The organism is Nitrosomonas sp. Nm33 (assembly GCF_900107265.1).
Classification (GTDB): domain Bacteria; phylum Pseudomonadota; class Gammaproteobacteria; order Burkholderiales; family Nitrosomonadaceae; genus Nitrosomonas.
Window position 1 is genome coordinate 1 of sequence record NZ_FNPJ01000072.1, and the last position, 14,976, is coordinate 14,976.

General features: G+C 45.9%; 16 protein-coding genes. 7 read left to right on the forward strand and 9 right to left on the reverse strand.

Annotated elements, in window-relative coordinates; all coding sequences use genetic code 11:
- The 5 genes from BLV54_RS12315 to BLV54_RS12335 all read left to right on the forward strand — a co-directional run.
- A partial coding sequence (locus tag BLV54_RS12315) for a transposase (protein WP_090572414.1) occupies positions 1-323 on the forward strand: 323 nt, incomplete at its 5' end.
- A gap of 646 nt (positions 324-969) precedes the next feature.
- Positions 970-1,920, forward strand: coding sequence for an HpcH/HpaI aldolase/citrate lyase family protein (locus BLV54_RS12320; protein WP_090571953.1), 951 nt, complete (start codon positions 970-972; stop codon positions 1,918-1,920).
- 48 nt (positions 1,921-1,968) lie between these two features.
- On the forward strand, positions 1,969-3,150 hold the full coding sequence (locus BLV54_RS12325) for a malate--CoA ligase subunit beta (protein ID WP_090571954.1): 1,182 nt from the start codon (positions 1,969-1,971) through the stop codon (positions 3,148-3,150).
- An 11-nt stretch (positions 3,151-3,161) separates the two neighbouring features.
- Positions 3,162-4,049 carry a succinate--CoA ligase subunit alpha gene (gene sucD, locus BLV54_RS12330; RefSeq protein WP_090571955.1) on the forward strand — a complete coding sequence of 296 codons (888 nt, stop codon included), beginning with the start codon at positions 3,162-3,164 and terminating at the stop codon, positions 4,047-4,049.
- 147 nt (positions 4,050-4,196) lie between these two features.
- Positions 4,197-4,814: a YqhA family protein gene (locus tag BLV54_RS12335; protein ID WP_090571956.1), complete on the forward strand. Its 618-nt coding sequence runs from the start codon at positions 4,197-4,199 to the stop codon at positions 4,812-4,814.
- Here BLV54_RS12335 and BLV54_RS12340 read toward each other — a convergent pair.
- The 8 genes from BLV54_RS12340 to BLV54_RS15695 form a co-directional block, all read right to left on the reverse strand.
- Positions 4,803-5,315: a CinA family protein gene (locus BLV54_RS12340; protein ID WP_090571957.1), complete on the reverse strand. Its 513-nt coding sequence runs from the start codon at positions 5,313-5,315 to the stop codon at positions 4,803-4,805. The genes BLV54_RS12335 and BLV54_RS12340 overlap by 12 nt on opposite strands.
- A gap of 88 nt (positions 5,316-5,403) precedes the next feature.
- Entirely contained in the window at positions 5,404-5,949 is a 546-nt protein-coding gene (locus tag BLV54_RS12345) for a phosphatidylglycerophosphatase A family protein (RefSeq protein WP_090571958.1), read from the reverse strand.
- Positions 5,930-6,901, reverse strand: a complete 972-nt coding sequence (gene thiL, locus BLV54_RS12350) for a thiamine-phosphate kinase (protein WP_090571959.1) — start codon at positions 6,899-6,901, stop codon at positions 5,930-5,932. Before thiL ends, BLV54_RS12345 begins: the two co-directional genes overlap by 20 nt.
- Positions 6,902-6,964: 63 nt before the next feature.
- The gene (gene nusB, locus BLV54_RS12355) at positions 6,965-7,459 is read right to left on the reverse strand and encodes a transcription antitermination factor NusB (protein ID WP_090571960.1); all 495 of its coding nucleotides are present in this window, start codon (positions 7,457-7,459) and stop codon (positions 6,965-6,967) included.
- Between the two features lie 10 nt (positions 7,460-7,469).
- Entirely contained in the window at positions 7,470-7,949 is a 480-nt protein-coding gene (gene ribH, locus BLV54_RS12360) for a 6,7-dimethyl-8-ribityllumazine synthase (RefSeq protein ID WP_090571961.1), read from the reverse strand.
- Between the two features lie 51 nt (positions 7,950-8,000).
- Complete coding sequence (gene ribBA / locus BLV54_RS12365; protein WP_090571962.1) at positions 8,001-9,116, reverse strand: bifunctional 3,4-dihydroxy-2-butanone-4-phosphate synthase/GTP cyclohydrolase II; 1,116 nt, start codon at positions 9,114-9,116, stop codon at positions 8,001-8,003.
- 2 nt (positions 9,117-9,118) lie between these two features.
- Positions 9,119-9,727 carry a riboflavin synthase gene (locus BLV54_RS12370; RefSeq protein WP_090571963.1) on the reverse strand — a complete coding sequence of 203 codons (609 nt, stop codon included), beginning with the start codon at positions 9,725-9,727 and terminating at the stop codon, positions 9,119-9,121.
- A 243-nt stretch (positions 9,728-9,970) separates the two neighbouring features.
- A complete protein-coding gene (locus BLV54_RS15695; protein WP_143032510.1) occupies positions 9,971-10,228 on the reverse strand; it encodes a hypothetical protein in 258 nt (85 codons plus the stop codon).
- A 210-nt stretch (positions 10,229-10,438) separates the two neighbouring features.
- Here BLV54_RS15695 and typA point away from each other — a divergent pair, with 210 nt between their 5' ends.
- Both typA and BLV54_RS12385 read left to right on the forward strand, forming a co-directional pair.
- Complete coding sequence (gene typA, locus BLV54_RS12380; RefSeq protein ID WP_090571965.1) at positions 10,439-12,253, forward strand: translational GTPase TypA; 1,815 nt, start codon at positions 10,439-10,441, stop codon at positions 12,251-12,253.
- Between the two features lie 29 nt (positions 12,254-12,282).
- The gene (locus tag BLV54_RS12385) at positions 12,283-12,915 is read left to right on the forward strand and encodes a DsbA family protein (RefSeq protein WP_090571966.1); all 633 of its coding nucleotides are present in this window, start codon (positions 12,283-12,285) and stop codon (positions 12,913-12,915) included.
- Between the two features lie 281 nt (positions 12,916-13,196).
- On the opposite strand, the gene BLV54_RS12390 is transcribed toward BLV54_RS12385, so the two are convergent.
- Positions 13,197-14,234 (reverse strand): hypothetical protein, encoded by a 1,038-nt coding sequence (locus tag BLV54_RS12390; protein WP_090571967.1) that lies wholly within the window; start codon positions 14,232-14,234, stop codon positions 13,197-13,199.
- Positions 14,235-14,976 lie beyond the last annotated feature (742 nt).

Genomic DNA, 14,976 nt, shown 5'->3' on the forward strand with positions numbered 1-14,976 from the left:
CGATTGGTGCCCTGATTGGAAAGTTACTGGTAACCATCGGCCTGTTTGAAGCCAACATCAATGCTGATGTGTTTCATGGATGGGCGATGCAGGACCTGTTGCCTAAATTGCCACTACATTCCATCGTTGTGATGGACAATGCCACCTTCCATAAGAGACTAGACACACGGGATGCCATACATAACGCCGGGCATACCCTTGAATACCTTCCCGCTTATTCTCCTGATCTCAATCCCATCGAACACAAATGGGCACAGGCCAAGGCGCTCCGTAGACAACAAAACCAAACCGTCGATACGCTCTTCAAATCCTATGCATTCTGAATCATTCTTAACTGGTTAGGCTATAAACGAATGGCGTGGCGCAAATCAGAGTGCAACTCCATACTCACTTGCTAACGGAGTATGAATATAGGGTTATCAAGAATATGCTTCATGAGGAGGTGAAATTCATCTTGCAATTACGGGGGAAGTTTTTATAGGTTTTCAGGTTTAATGCTGTAATTTGCGTCTATTTTGGTCTTTCTGAAAACTGCTGGAAGAGCTCATCAAATTGGTTTCTATCGCATTTTCTCCAGCTTTACACTTTAAGGAGGTAGATTTTTTTTCCAGATAGCAACAAGTTATCGCTGTTGGTTCTCATGCTTCCTTCATATTATTCCTTTTATTGGTTGAATTCCCTGAGAGTTACGAGCTGATCATTTTTTCTTTTGCAAAAATACCTTCAAACTCAAATCCAACCCCAGTGATATAATTACACGTAAATCAAACTACTAGACAACCTGATTACCCGGAAATACCAGCTTGAACGTACCCGAATCGCTAGAAACGAACACAGTCATTTACCCGCTTTACGCATATCATCACTTGTCTCAAAAGAAAAAATTCTAAACATGCTTCATCACTTCCACTTCCCGTTTTTGATTCAGCGCTACGGACCTATCGATTTATATTATTTATTGGAGGAGAAATGAGTCACACATTGTATGAAACCAAGATTCAGCGCGTGCAACGTTGCGAGCTGGCCGTGCCAGGTTCGCGTCCGGAAATGTTTGAAAAGGCGCTGAAAAGCGGGGTGGATTTCATCTTTCTGGATCTGGAGGATGCGGTTGCGCCAGACGATAAAATACAAGCTCGTAAAAATATCATCCAGGCGATCAACGATCTGGACTGGAAAGGGCATGGCATCACCCTTTCTGTGCGCATCAACGGGTTGGATACGCAATTCATGGTACGTGATGTGGTCGATCTGGTTGAACAGGCTGGCCATAAGATCGACACCATTCTGATTCCCAAAGTAGGTGTTTATGCAGATGTTTACATGGTTGAAGCCATGCTCAATCAGCTGGAAATGCAGCAAAGGCTGAAAAACAGAATCGGCATCGAGGCATTGATTGAAACTGCGCTGGGTATGGCTAATGTTGAGGATATCGCGCGCAATGGCGCTTCCGGGCGCCTGGAGGCACTACATTTTGGTGTGGCAGATTATGCAGCCAGCAATCGTGCCCGCACGACTAATATTGGCGGACTCAATCCGGATTATCCCGGCGATCAATGGCATGCGGCCATCAGTCGCATGACTGTGGCATGTCGTGCATTTGGCTTGCGACCGATCGATGGACCATTCGGTGATATACAGGATCCGGAAGGTTTTAAACAGGCTGCACGACGGGCGGCTGCGCTAGGTTGTGAAGGGAAATGGGCGATTCATCCGAGCCAAATTGCGTTGGCCAACGAGGTATTTACGCCGCCTCCAGCCGAAATTGAAAAAGCCAAGCGGATTCTGGCTGCCTTGAAAGAAGCTGCTGCACAAGGTAAAGGTGCCGCTTCACTCGATGGTCGCTTGATCGATGCGGCTTCGGAAAGAATGGCTAACAATATTGTGAAAGCTGCTGAGGCAATTGCTGCCAAAAATAAATAACCAGAAGACAGGTTTTTAAACAGTTTTTTAAATAGAAGGGAGTAGGCATTGGATATTCACGAGTATCAAGCAAAAGAAATCTTGGCGGAGTATGGTGTCAAGATTGCCGAAGGTGGTTTGGCATATACAGTGGAAGAAGCGGTACAGCGTAGCCGGGAAATCGATGGCAATGTTTGGGTAGTTAAGGCGCAGATTCATTCTGGTGCACGCGGGAAAGCAGGTGGCATCAAAGTTTGTAGAACCCATGATGAAGTGGAGGCGGCAGCCGAAGCACTCTTGGGCAAGAAGCTGGTGACCCATCAAACCGGGCCGGCTGGCAAGATATGTAGCCGGCTTTATATCGAGGCGGGTACCGATATTGCCCGAGAGCTCTATCTGTCTTTCATGGTAGACCGCAGCCATGAGCGCGTTATCATGGTGGGCTCTGCCCAGGGTGGTATGGAAATTGAAAGTCTTGCTGCCACTAATCCAAAAGCAATCGTTAAAATCCATGTAGAACCTGCAGTAGGATTACAGGATTTTCAGGCGCGGACCATGGCTTTTGCCTTAGGTCTCGGAGAAGATTTGCTCAACCACGCAGTTAAAACCATCAAGGGATGTTATCGTGCCCTGCGCGATCTGGATGCTAACATTCTGGAAATCAATCCGTTGGTCGTGACCAAAAGCAACGAGCTGATTGCGCTGGATGCAAAAATGAGTTTCGATGAAAACGCTTTGTTCCGTCGCCATAGAATCGCCGAATTGCGTGACAAGACACAAATTGATTCGCGCGAGGTTGCTGCAGCAGAGGCTAGTTTGAGCTATGTGGGTTTGGATGGAGATATCGGCTGCATGATCAACGGTGCTGGTCTGGCGATGGCCACCATGGACATGATTAAGTTGGCAGGTGGTGAGCCCGCCAATTTCCTGGATGTAGGCGGGGGTGCCTCGGCGGAGCGTACCGAGAAAGCATTTCGTCTGGTGCTGGCTGATGCAGGCGTCAAGGCAATGTTGGTCAATATCTTTGCCGGAATCAATCGCTGTGATTGGATTGCAGAAGGAGTTGTGCAAGCGGTTAGAAATATCGACATGAAAGTGCCGTTGGTGGTACGTTTATCCGGGACGAACGTCGAAGAAGGTCGCAAGATCATTGCAGACAGTGGTTTGCCGATCATTACCGCGGAAACATTGGCGGAGGCAGCAGAAAAAGTCGTTCAGGCACGCAACGAAATGGTTGCAAAACAAGGTTAAGGGAGAGCAGAGTGGCCGTTTTAATTAACGAGAATACGCGCATTATTGTGCAAGGGTTTACGGGTAGAATCGGTACCTTTCATGCACAGGAAATGATCGAATATGGATCGAAAGTGGTGGGGGGTGTTACCCCAGGTAAGGGTGGACAAAAGCATTTAGGACTGCCGGTTTTCAATACCGTGAGAGAAGCAGTTGAACAAGTCGGTGCCGAAGCAAGCATCGTGTTTGTACCGCCAGCATTTGCGGCTGATTCGATCATGGAAGCAGCCGAAGCGGGCATCAAATATTGTGTTTCCATCACAGATGGTATTCCGACGCAGGATATGATGACGGTCAAGAGTTTCTTGCGCCGTTTCCCCAAGGAGCAAAGAATGATGCTGACAGGGCCGAATTGTTCGGGCACGATCAGCCCGGAGCGCGCTATGCTGGGTATCATGCCTGGTCATATTTATAGCCGAGGCAATGTAGGCGTAGTTGGCCGTTCAGGCACGCTGGGTTATGAGGCTGCCGATCAAATGCGGCGACTGGGGATTGGTATTTCGACTTCTGTCGGCATTGGCGGTGATCCGATCATTGGTAGCTCCCATCGTGATGTGTTGGAGAAACTGGAGCAGGATCCTGATACCAAAGTAGCGCTGATGATTGGTGAAATCGGTGGGCCGCAAGAAGTGGAAGCAGGTATTTTTGCTAAAGAGAATATGAGCAAACCACTCGTAGCCTATATTGCTGGGTTGACAGCTCCTGCCGGTCGACGAATGGGACATGCCGGTGCGATCATTTCTTCTGCGGGTGAAAGTGCTGCAGAGAAAGTGGAGCGACTGAAAGAGCTGGGTGTCACCATCTGCCCAACGCCATCCTTGATGGGACAAACGGTGGCGTCAGTATTGGCTAAATTGTAAGTCAAATATTGTTTCCTAAGCTTACTGGCCAGATTTTGCAATTACTTTGTCATAAGTCTGGTCAGTTTTCTTGAATCTGACACAAGCATTCACACAATAAATGCACGTTATCGTGCGAAAAACTAAAGTTACTGAATTTCTGCTGTTATGGACATTAATCAAAAGACTGAAAGAAAAAGAATTTCAACAACAGCCCGTTTTCTCTTTTTATCACGTTGGCTGCAATTACCGCTTTATCTAGGCTTAGTGCTGGCACAGTGTATTTATGTTTTTCATTTCTGGGTCGAGCTGACTGATCTATTAGGCGCCATGATGGGTGACAAAGAATCGCTGAAGCATATTCTGCATATCGTTTCGCATGAAAATGATACCGATATACCCAAGAAAATTACTGAAACAGCGATCATGCTGGTCGTGCTGGGATTGATTGATGTGGTAATGATTTCGAATCTGCTGATCATGGTAATTATTGGAGGATATGAAACGTTTGTTTCACGCATGAATCTGGAAGGTCATCCCGATCAACCTGAATGGCTATCGCATGTTAATGCTTCGGTCTTAAAAATCAAACTCGCTACCGCCATCATTGGTATTTCGTCTATTCACCTGCTTAAAACTTTTATCAATGCCAGTGCCTATGATGAAAAGACATTGATTGCCCAAACTGTCATTCATATTGCTTTCTTGCTATCCGCAATTGCAATTGCCTTCACAGATTACCTGATGGCGGCGGCGGAGCCTAACAATGCAGAATCAGGCGAGTGAAGGTGGCATATTTTCTAACAGCTTGATAATACCCAGTAAGGCGACTCCAACAGCTTGCCGCCTTACTGCTTCACGATCTCCTGAAAAAAAATGGGTTTCGCTGCGTGCGAGCCCTTGCTTGGATGCCCAAGCAAAACATACCATCCCCACAGGTTTTTCCTTCGATCCACCTGTAGGGCCGGCAATGCCGGTTACCGCCACCGCTAGCTGAGCATCACTCATTTTAATGGCACCCGCCGCCATTTCTTGTGCGGTTTGTTCGGATGCTGCGCCATATTGAGTCAGGGTTGCGGGCTGCACTCCAAGCATTTGTTGTTTAGCGTGGTTACTATAGGTAATAAAACCACGATCGTACCAGGCTGAACTGCCCGCAACGGCAGTAACCGCTTGACCTATCCAACCACCTGTGCATGATTCCGCACTCGCCAGCATAAGGCCCTTTTCAGCAAGTGCCTCACCCAGCTGCTCAGCATAAGTTAGCAGTATTTGATCATCGACCATAAAACCACCTCTAAAAATTCATTTTGTGGGTGAATCGCTGCGTGCTGCACTTTACCCCTGACCAAATAAACAAGTTGTTAGGTTAAGTCTAAAAGTAACTTTCGAACAATACGAGTGACTTCCAGCCAGCAAGGCAAAGTAAGGTATAGAATGCTGCCAGTAAATCATCAAACATCACCCCAAATCCACTGCGTAACTTGCGCTCAAAGTATTTGATGGGAGGCGGTTTAAGGATGTCAAAAAAACGAAATAATATAAACGCGGCTACATACCATAACCAATGATCAGGAATGAAATAAAGCACCAGCATGAAAGCGACGATTTCATCCCATACCATACCGTGATGATCGGGGGCACCTAATACCCGGCCAGTAATACCGCACGCCCAGATACCTAGAATAAACAGGATATCGATAACAAGTAACAGTGCGATCGGTTCGAGCAACGGTTCTAGGGTCCAGAATAATGGAAAAGCAACCAGTGTGCCAAAAGTACCGGGTGCCAGCCGGATTAACCCTACCCCGGCACCAAATGCGACAAAGTGGGCAAAGCGGCTATGAACAAACGCTAAATCAGGTTGCAAAGAAGGAAGTTTGAAATTGGATTGATAGGGTTCAGGTAAGGAAGTGGTCATAGCCTTTTTTCTCGTGTGTGATCGCGTTGCCGTTTGCATCAAGAATGAACAATCCTTTGCCCTGGTAAATTTTTCCAATGCGAGTAAGGGGAATAGTCAATTCCTGGGATAGTTGTTCTATTTCGATACGCTTTTCCTCGGGTGCCGTAAAACAGAGTTCATAATCATCGCCTCCTGCTAGTAAACAGTCAACTGCAAGCGATAAAGATAAGTATTTTTGCATGACCCATGAGCATGCAATTTTTTCTAAATGGATCGTGGCGGCCACATGAGAGCATTCCAGAATATGTCCAAGATCAGCCAGCAATCCATCGGAAATATCGATGGCACTGTGCGCAAGATCGATTAATCGCTGCCCGAGTTCGATGCGCGCTACAGGCGTATCAAGTGCAGCTAAACACACGGTCAGTTCTTCTGGATCCAGTGAGATGCGTTGTTGCAGGTGAGCAAGCGCTAATGCGGCATTACCTAAATACCCGGAAATCCAGATATCATCGCCCAGCATGGCACCACTTCTTCTCAATGCTTTACCTTTAGGGACTTCTCCCATGATTTGTATGCCTATATTCAGCGGACCGCGGGTCGTGTCGCCACCAATGAGTTCCACTTGATATTTGCTGGCTAGCGTAAAAAAACCATCGATAAACGCTTCCAGCCAGCCGCTATTCATGTTGACCAAATTGGCAGGTAATGTCAGGGCGAGTGTGCTCCAACGGGGAATGGCCCCCATTGCTGCCATATCAGAGAGATTGACAGCTAATGCTTTTTGACCAAGCTTGCGAGGATCGGTATCGGCGAAGAAATGCTGATCTGCTACCAGCGTATCAGTAGAAATAGCTAAATCAGTCGTCGCGGTGTAGGGAATGAGAGCAGCATCATCGCCTATACCAAGTATCGCTCGATGAGTCGGTCGTGTGAAATAGCGACGGATAATATCAAACTCGGAACTCACGACCTATTTATGGAAAAAATTAATCAAAATTCATTATCGAAAAATAACATAACGAAAAGGAAGCTACACCGATTCAATTTTTTTATTGGCTCGCGCCTGAATTTCTATGGAGCGTAATTGTGCCGCGAGCTTATCCAGCACGCCATTCACATATTTGTATCCGTCGGTCCCTCCATATGTTTTGGCGAGCTCTATCGCTTCGTTGATAATGGCACGATAAGGAATTTCCAGGTGATAAATGAGCTCATAGGTACTGAGTAAAAGAATGGAAGACTCAATAGGGCTGAGATCGGTCAGGGAACGATCAAGATATGGTTGTATGTGTTGTTCCAGCGTGGTTGAATTTTTAAGTACACCACGAAGTAACTCGGAGAAAAAAGATTCATCTACTTTGGGAAAAAGGCTGGTTTCACGTAATTGTGTTTCGATGAAACTTGCATCGCTCCCAGCGACACGCCACTGATAAATACCTTGTAGCACGAGTTCGCGCGAAAGATGGCGACGTTTCTTGTATTTAAAGCCGGGTTTTGATTGTGAAGTTGATTGTGCATCAGTCATGAACGAGTTCTTATGTCATTTCATCAAGTTTTGCCAGAAGATTGGCCATTTCGATCGCTGCGCGTGCAGCTTCTGTTCCTTTTTGGATCATGCGGGTGAGTGCTTGATCATCGTTGTCAGTCGTGAGTATGCCATTTACCATAGGAATACCCGTATCGAGCTGAACAGAGGTTAAGCCTCTGGCTGATTCATTTGCTACGATTTCAAAATGATAGGTATCACCCCGTATGACAGCACCTAATGCGATCAAGGCATCAAACTGATCAGACAGGGCCATTTTTTGTAATGCTAGCGGGATTTCCAATGCGCCAGGTACGGTAGTCAATAACATATTTGATCCTTGGACGCCCTGTTTGGTTAATTCAGCAATACAAGCGCCAAGTAATCCTTCTCCTACTTCAATGTTAAAGCGGCTCATCACGATACCGATGCGGAGCTCGGCTCCAACGAGCCTGGTTTCAACTTCTGGGATATTGTCATAATACGCCATGCTTACTCCAGTAAGGGTACTAATGGTTGAAAAAATAGAAAAAATTAGATTTTATTGTAAAGCAGTTAGTTTATTTTGGGTTTCCAGATATCCCGTCACTTCCAGACCAAAACCCGTCATGCTGGGCATTTTGCGTGGCGTCGCAAGCAAACGCATCTTACCTACGCCAAGATCTTTCAGTATTTGGGCACCGATACCATGATCACGTAAATCTGTCTTGAACTGATGCTGGTGCTGTGTTTTGCTCTGTAAGAGCCGCTCTGTCAAAATGGTTGCATCTCCTTTGCGATGCAACAGCACGATTACTCCTTGCCCCGCCTCAGCAATGGCATGCATGGCATCATTGATGCTCCAGGAATGCGTACGATCATTGACATCCAGAACATCAATGACGGATAAAGGCTCATGCACGCGAACGAGCACTTCTTGATCGGGATGAAGTATGCCTTTTACCAGGGCAAGATGAGTCGTATTCGCTGTTTTATCATGGTAAGCAGTCAGATGAAATTCACCATAGATAGTTTGAATGGGTCGCTCAGCCACGCGTGTTACTAAGCTTTCCGTCAGACTGCGATGATGAATGAGATCCGCGATGGTACCAATTTTGAGTTGATGCTTGGCGGCAAATTCAATGAGATCCGGGAGGCGCGCCATTTCACCATCATCTTTCAGAATTTCACAGATTACTGCAGCAGGGGTCAATCCTGCCATATGCGCCAGATCGCACCCTGCTTCAGTATGCCCGGCGCGTACCAATACGCCCCCTTTTTGTGCCTTGAGCGGGAAAATATGACCGGGCTGGACAATATCTTCGGGTTTTGCGTCCGCTTTAACGGCAACTTGAATGGTACGAGCGCGATCAGCCGCAGAAATCCCTGTCGTTACACCCTTTGCAGCCTCAATAGAAACAGTAAAGTTGGTGCCATGGGATGAATAGTTAGCCGAAACCATCATCGGCAATTTGAGTTGATGGCAGCGTTCTTCGGTCAGCGTTAAACAGACCAATCCACGGCCATATTTAGCCATAAAGTTGATCGCCTCCGCTGTCACAAAATCAGCAGCCAGAACCAAATCACCTTCATTCTCACGGTCTTCTTCATCGATGAGAATGACCATTTTCCCAGCTTTGAAGTCTGAAATGATCTCATCGGTAGTGCTAATTGCCATATTTATTTAATTATAATTCCAGAAGATAGTTCCATCAGACGGGCTACATAACGTGCTAGCATGTCCGACTCCAAATTTAGTTGTTCACCCGGTTTAAGATATTTCAGATTTGTTTCAGCTAATGTATGGGGAATGAGATTGATTTCCAAGATATCGTCATGGATACGATTGACGGTCAGACTGACACCATTGACCGTGATCGACCCTTTTACTGCAATATATTTTAACAGCGATGGCGGTGATTTGATCGCTAGCAGATAATTTTCTCCAACTTGCTCAAATTTTGTGACTTCACCTACCCCATCCACATGACCACTAACCAGATGACCGCCTAGTCGATCCGTTAACCGCATTGCCTTTTCCAGATTGACATAATTGCCCACTTTATTCAGGCTATATGTGCAACGCAAAGTTTCCTCGGAAATATCGACAGTAAAAAAATCATTGGCTAATGAAGTCACTGTCAGACATACGCCATTAACCGCAATACTGTCACCCGCCTTGACATCACTCATCTCGAGCTTGCCTGGTGCAATCTGCAGGCCGAGCGCATTGGGTTTCTGCGTAATCTGTTTAATTTCCCCGATTGCTTCGATGATTCCTGTAAACATTTTTTATTTTTCCACTATTGAGATTCCGTCATCTTGTTGACGATGTTTCTTAGCGAAACAATCCACAGCATACGCCATCCTGAAAGTTTTTTTCTATTCAGGCTTTCCAAACAATGTGGGCGACGCCAGCTTTATCAATACCACGCACTATTGCTGAAATATTTTTCGCCTCCTAAGGGGTATTTATTCCCTTTGGCGAAATCTGCTTCGCCAGATCTCATTGCTCTGCTTTTGTGCCATCAGTCAGGATCGCTTAATTATTCCATTTATTCTCAATTTATTAGCTAATTTTCTAAGCCGGGTGTTCTGGCAACAATCATTTCTGGCGCGATCTTTATGCGAGCTTCCCAAGATGTCAGAAGCGCCTGCTTCCAATAGCTGCCAGACTGCATCACCCGGAATGGTTGCATCACAACAAGCAAGCACGGCTATCTGATCATTACGGCTAGGTTCGCGTAATTGCACGCAGATTTTTGGCGTGATCTCATTACTAAAAAGCACTCCGGCAATGCAGGAAAGACCCTCATCATAGTCTTGAACTCGATCCTCTGTTGATTCAAGAGATCAACGATTTCCTGAGCAGCTTGTTTCTGATAGCCACTCATCCAGTGAAGCCAGACTTTGATAATCATCTAATTATGTTACTGATTTGGTGGTATAATTATGCCCTTGTTCGCATCAATTTCAAGTTAATTCTTAGGTGTTTATTATATGTCACGTCCACTCCGTAACATCGCTATTATTGCTCACGTCGATCATGGCAAAACCACAATGGTTGACAAGCTACTTCATCAAGCAGGAACCTTTGCCGCGCATCAGGCTATTGCTGAACGCGTCATGGATTCCAACGATATCGAACGTGAGCGTGGCATCACGATCTTTTCCAAGAATTGCGCAGTCGATTATGAGGGCGTGCATATCAATATCGTTGATACGCCTGGTCATGCCGATTTTGGTGGCGAGGTCGAGCGTGTTTTGTCAATGGTAGATGGGGTGTTGTTACTGGTGGATGCCGTGGAAGGACCTATGCCACAAACGCGTTTTGTCACTAAAAAAGCGTTGGCGCAGGGGCTACGACCGATTGTGGTCATTAACAAGATCGATCGTCCTGGTGCGCGTCCGGATTGGGTGATCAATCATACCTTCGATCTGTTTGATAAATTGAATGCGACGGAAGCGCAATTGGATTTTCCAGTAGTGTATGCTTCAGCGCTCAACGGCTATGCCACGCTGGATCCGAAACAAGTAAGCACCGATATGCGCCCGCTGTTCGAAACCATTCTCAAGCATGTGCCTGAACCCTCTGGCAATCCTGACGAGCCTCTGCAATTACAAATTAGCGCACTTGATTATTCGAGCTTCGTTGGACGCATTGGCGTGGGGCGGATCGCGCGCGGACGACTCAAACCTGCTCAGGAGGTGATGGTTATGACGGGTAATCAAACACCCAAGAAAGCGCGTGTCAACCAAGTGTTTGGTTTCCGTGGCCTTGAACGCGTGCCGCTGAGTGAAGCATTGGCAGGTGATATCGTGTTAGTGAATGGAATTGAAGAGCTCAGCATAGGCACCACCCTGGCAGATATCGATCATCCTGAGGCGCTGCCGATGCCGAAGGTAGATGAACCTACCTTGTCCATGACTTTTCAGGTCAATACTTCCCCCTTTGCGGGTAAAGAGGGAAAATTTGTCACCAGCCGGCAGTTACGCGAACGTCTGGAAAAAGAACTGCTCACCAATGTTGCGCTCAAGCTGGAGGAAACGGGTGAGACTGATTCTTTCCTGGTTTCTGGGCGTGGTGAATTGCATTTGACTATCCTATTGGAGAATATGCGGCGCGAGGGTTATGAGCTGGCTGTTTCACGTCCTAAGGTGGTTATTCGTGAAATTGATGGTGAAAAATGCGAGCCTTTCGAAGTACTCACGGTGGATGTCGAGGAAGAAAATCAGGGTGCCGTGATGGAAGCGCTGGGTGCGCGTCGCGGCGATTTGCTCGATATGATATCAGATGGAAATGGTCGGGTCAGACTGGATTATCGTATCCCTGCACGTGGTCTGATTGGCTTTCAATCTGAATTCATGACTATGACGCGTGGTACCGGCATGATGAGTCATGTTTTCGATGAGTATGCACCGATGCGACCGGAGATCGCAGCGCGCAGAAACGGTGTGCTGATTTCTGCCGAGCATGGCGAAGCAGTAGCCTATGCACTGTGGAAGCTGCAAGAGCGTGGTCGCATGTTTGTCAGCCCGGGCGATCCAGTTTATGAAGGAATGGTCATCGGGATTCATAGCCGCGATAACGATCTGGTCGTTAATCCAATCAAGGGCAAGCAATTGACCAATATTCGTGCCTCTGGTCATGACGAAGCCGTGGTGCTGACACCGCCGATCCAACTAACTTTGGAATCCGCCATTGAATTCATAGCCGATGACGAACTGGCAGAAATTACGCCAAAAAGTATTCGGATACGTAAACGCTTCCTGCTGGAGCATGAACGTAAAAAAGCATCACGTACAGCGGCATAAACTATCTTTCTCTTGCGTTGCCTACCGGCATGAATGGGCGCACGTTGTGGTATATCGCTGATCCGATGTGCTCCTGGTGCTGGGGGTTTTCGCCAGTCATCGAAGCAATCAGGCATGAATATGGCGAGCGCCTGGCAATCAAACTGGTAGTGGGCGGACTGCGCCCTGGCACAACCGAACCGCTTGCAACCGAGAAACGTGCAGAGATACTGCATCACTGGCATAACGTACAGCGTATCACTGGGCAGTCCTTCACGTTTGAAGGTGCCCTGCCAGAAGGCTTTATTTATGATACCGAACCAGCTTGCCGCGCTGTGGTCAGCGCTTCGCTCATCGATTCATCGTATACCTTCCCGCTGCTAGCTGCTATTCAGCATGTCTTTTATGTTGAGCAGGCCAATGTGACACAAACGGATACACTGACGCAATTGGCAGCGGTTGTGGGCATACCTGCTACGCAATTCTCACAAGTATTTGCCTCGGATGCGGCCAAACAAGCGACCCAACAGCATTTTCATCAGGCTATCCAATGGGGTGTGCGAGGTTTTCCTACTGTTATCGGGCAAGATGTTGCTGGCCTTCATTTATTGACTAATGGCTATTGCACCATTGAAACCATGCGTCAGCGCATTGATGCCTGGTTAAATACTGCCATCGGCTAGTGAGTGTAGGGGGCAAACCTTACATTTGACATTCTCGTTCCACTGTTCCTCCTTGACATAACATGGTATAAACCATTCGAGAATTCCAGTCTGATCAAACGTGCCATAAAACCATTCTTCTTCATATTCATTTATGGCTACGTATCATAAATGTACTTCATGCACTATGCAATGACTGGCACCTTTTTTCTGGTTCGACCTCTTTAAGCAAAAACTCATACCATACATCAATAACTGACTCGATCGCTTTGTTTTAAACTGACTGACTACTAGTCTTATTTCTAGTCAGTAAAGAAAAGATGTCCATCCATGTGATTTGGAGACAGGTAAAGATCGCTCATTGGAATCGGATCGCTCTGTATTGGAAGAAGAGGTCCATGGAGCAGTGTTTTTCCTCCATCCATCTGAGTGGCGCAGACGTAATAGGAAAAACCTGTCTGATGATGCTTTAAATCAATGGCAGAGCGATAATCAATACAACCAATAGCGTTAACTGTTATGGTTTTGATTGATTGTTCTTCGTTCATGAAGTCATTAAGAACATCGGCATCAATTTCCGATTGCGCGATATTTCTTCTTATTGTTATCTCTACGGTTTCGCTGGAAAATATTGTGAAACCATACGCATACTTACCTCTTTCACGAGTTTTTATCACATCGCATATCTTACGCTGTATGTCGATATAAAAATCGCGTGTATGCCTACTCAAAGCAATTTCCCATTCTGGCCAGACATTGAGAGCAGGCACAGTTCCTGTGTTTTTCATAGTGAATTTTAGCGTTAAATACATTCCGTTTTGATCGAATTGTACGGCACTCGGGTATTCTGCAGAAGTCGCAAGAGCGACATCACATTTTACCCATGGCCGATGAGAAGCATTAAACTCGTCCCGAGCTAGTTGTATGCTGCTAGTCATCAACAGTAATTGCCTCCTAAACATAAATAATTGTCCAATTCCGACCAACACCGTCACTGATGTTGCAACCGCAATAATGAGAGTCCAAAAACCAAGCTTCTTTTCGTTTTCTAAAGCTTCCATGTTTTCTTTACGGTCTTGCTCTAGACGGCTTTCTGTTTTTTCGGCTTCAACACTCTTAACAACAAGTGGTTGCTCATCTGTGCCGCATTCATCTTGATAAATCGGTTGGCTGAGCAGGCTGGTATTATCTTGCTGTATTGCGTGACTATTTATTGGATCAGCTTGTGTAAGTGGATTTGTCGCAGCAAATAATTCACTAGAAAGCATCAGAGCGAAATACAACGCAATAATTCTTATGAGTTGCCAACCAAAATAAGTATTTAGACGGAAAATTGGCATATAGATATTCTTTATCCTTAACGAGTAATTATAAAATATTCATTTATTTTCCCTGAGCTTGCCACTAACGACAACAATATAGCGATCTTAAGCTTGATTTTTAATTGAATACCATTCCAAATTTGAACTATTGGTTGATTAAGGAAAAGATGTCAGCCATTGCATGGTGCATGAAGTGCATTTATGATACGTAGCCATAAATGAATCTGAAGAAGAATGGTTTTATGGCACGTCCGATCAGACGGAATTTTCGAATGGCTTATACCATGTTATGTCAAGGGGGAACGGTGGAGAAGCTATTTTTGTAGAAGATGAGGATAGACAACAGTTTCTTGATTGATTAGCAGAGAGGTTGTAAAAAAAATCGTAGTGAGCGTCCAAAGCGCAAGGCGGACGGAACGTAGATACGAGACATATCAAATAGATAGGCGAGGAGCGAGTACCGCCCAACACAGCGTTTTGGGTGCGCAGTAGATTTATTCACAACCTCAGAGCTAATAATACGCTATGAAGCACTATGTGTTATGCCTACTGCCTTATGGATAATCACTATCATCTTTTGCTAGAAACACTAAAGGCAAATCTATCTCAAATATAATGTTCATTACGGTGCTGTTAATCGGTTAATTCGTTCATTTTGCAAGATGCAATGACTGAACATCCCATTTAAATTTTCAAGCGATTTTTGTAATCTATTTACCGAGTTTCGTATTTTCTCCCTTGCTTGGTCATTGACCAGATG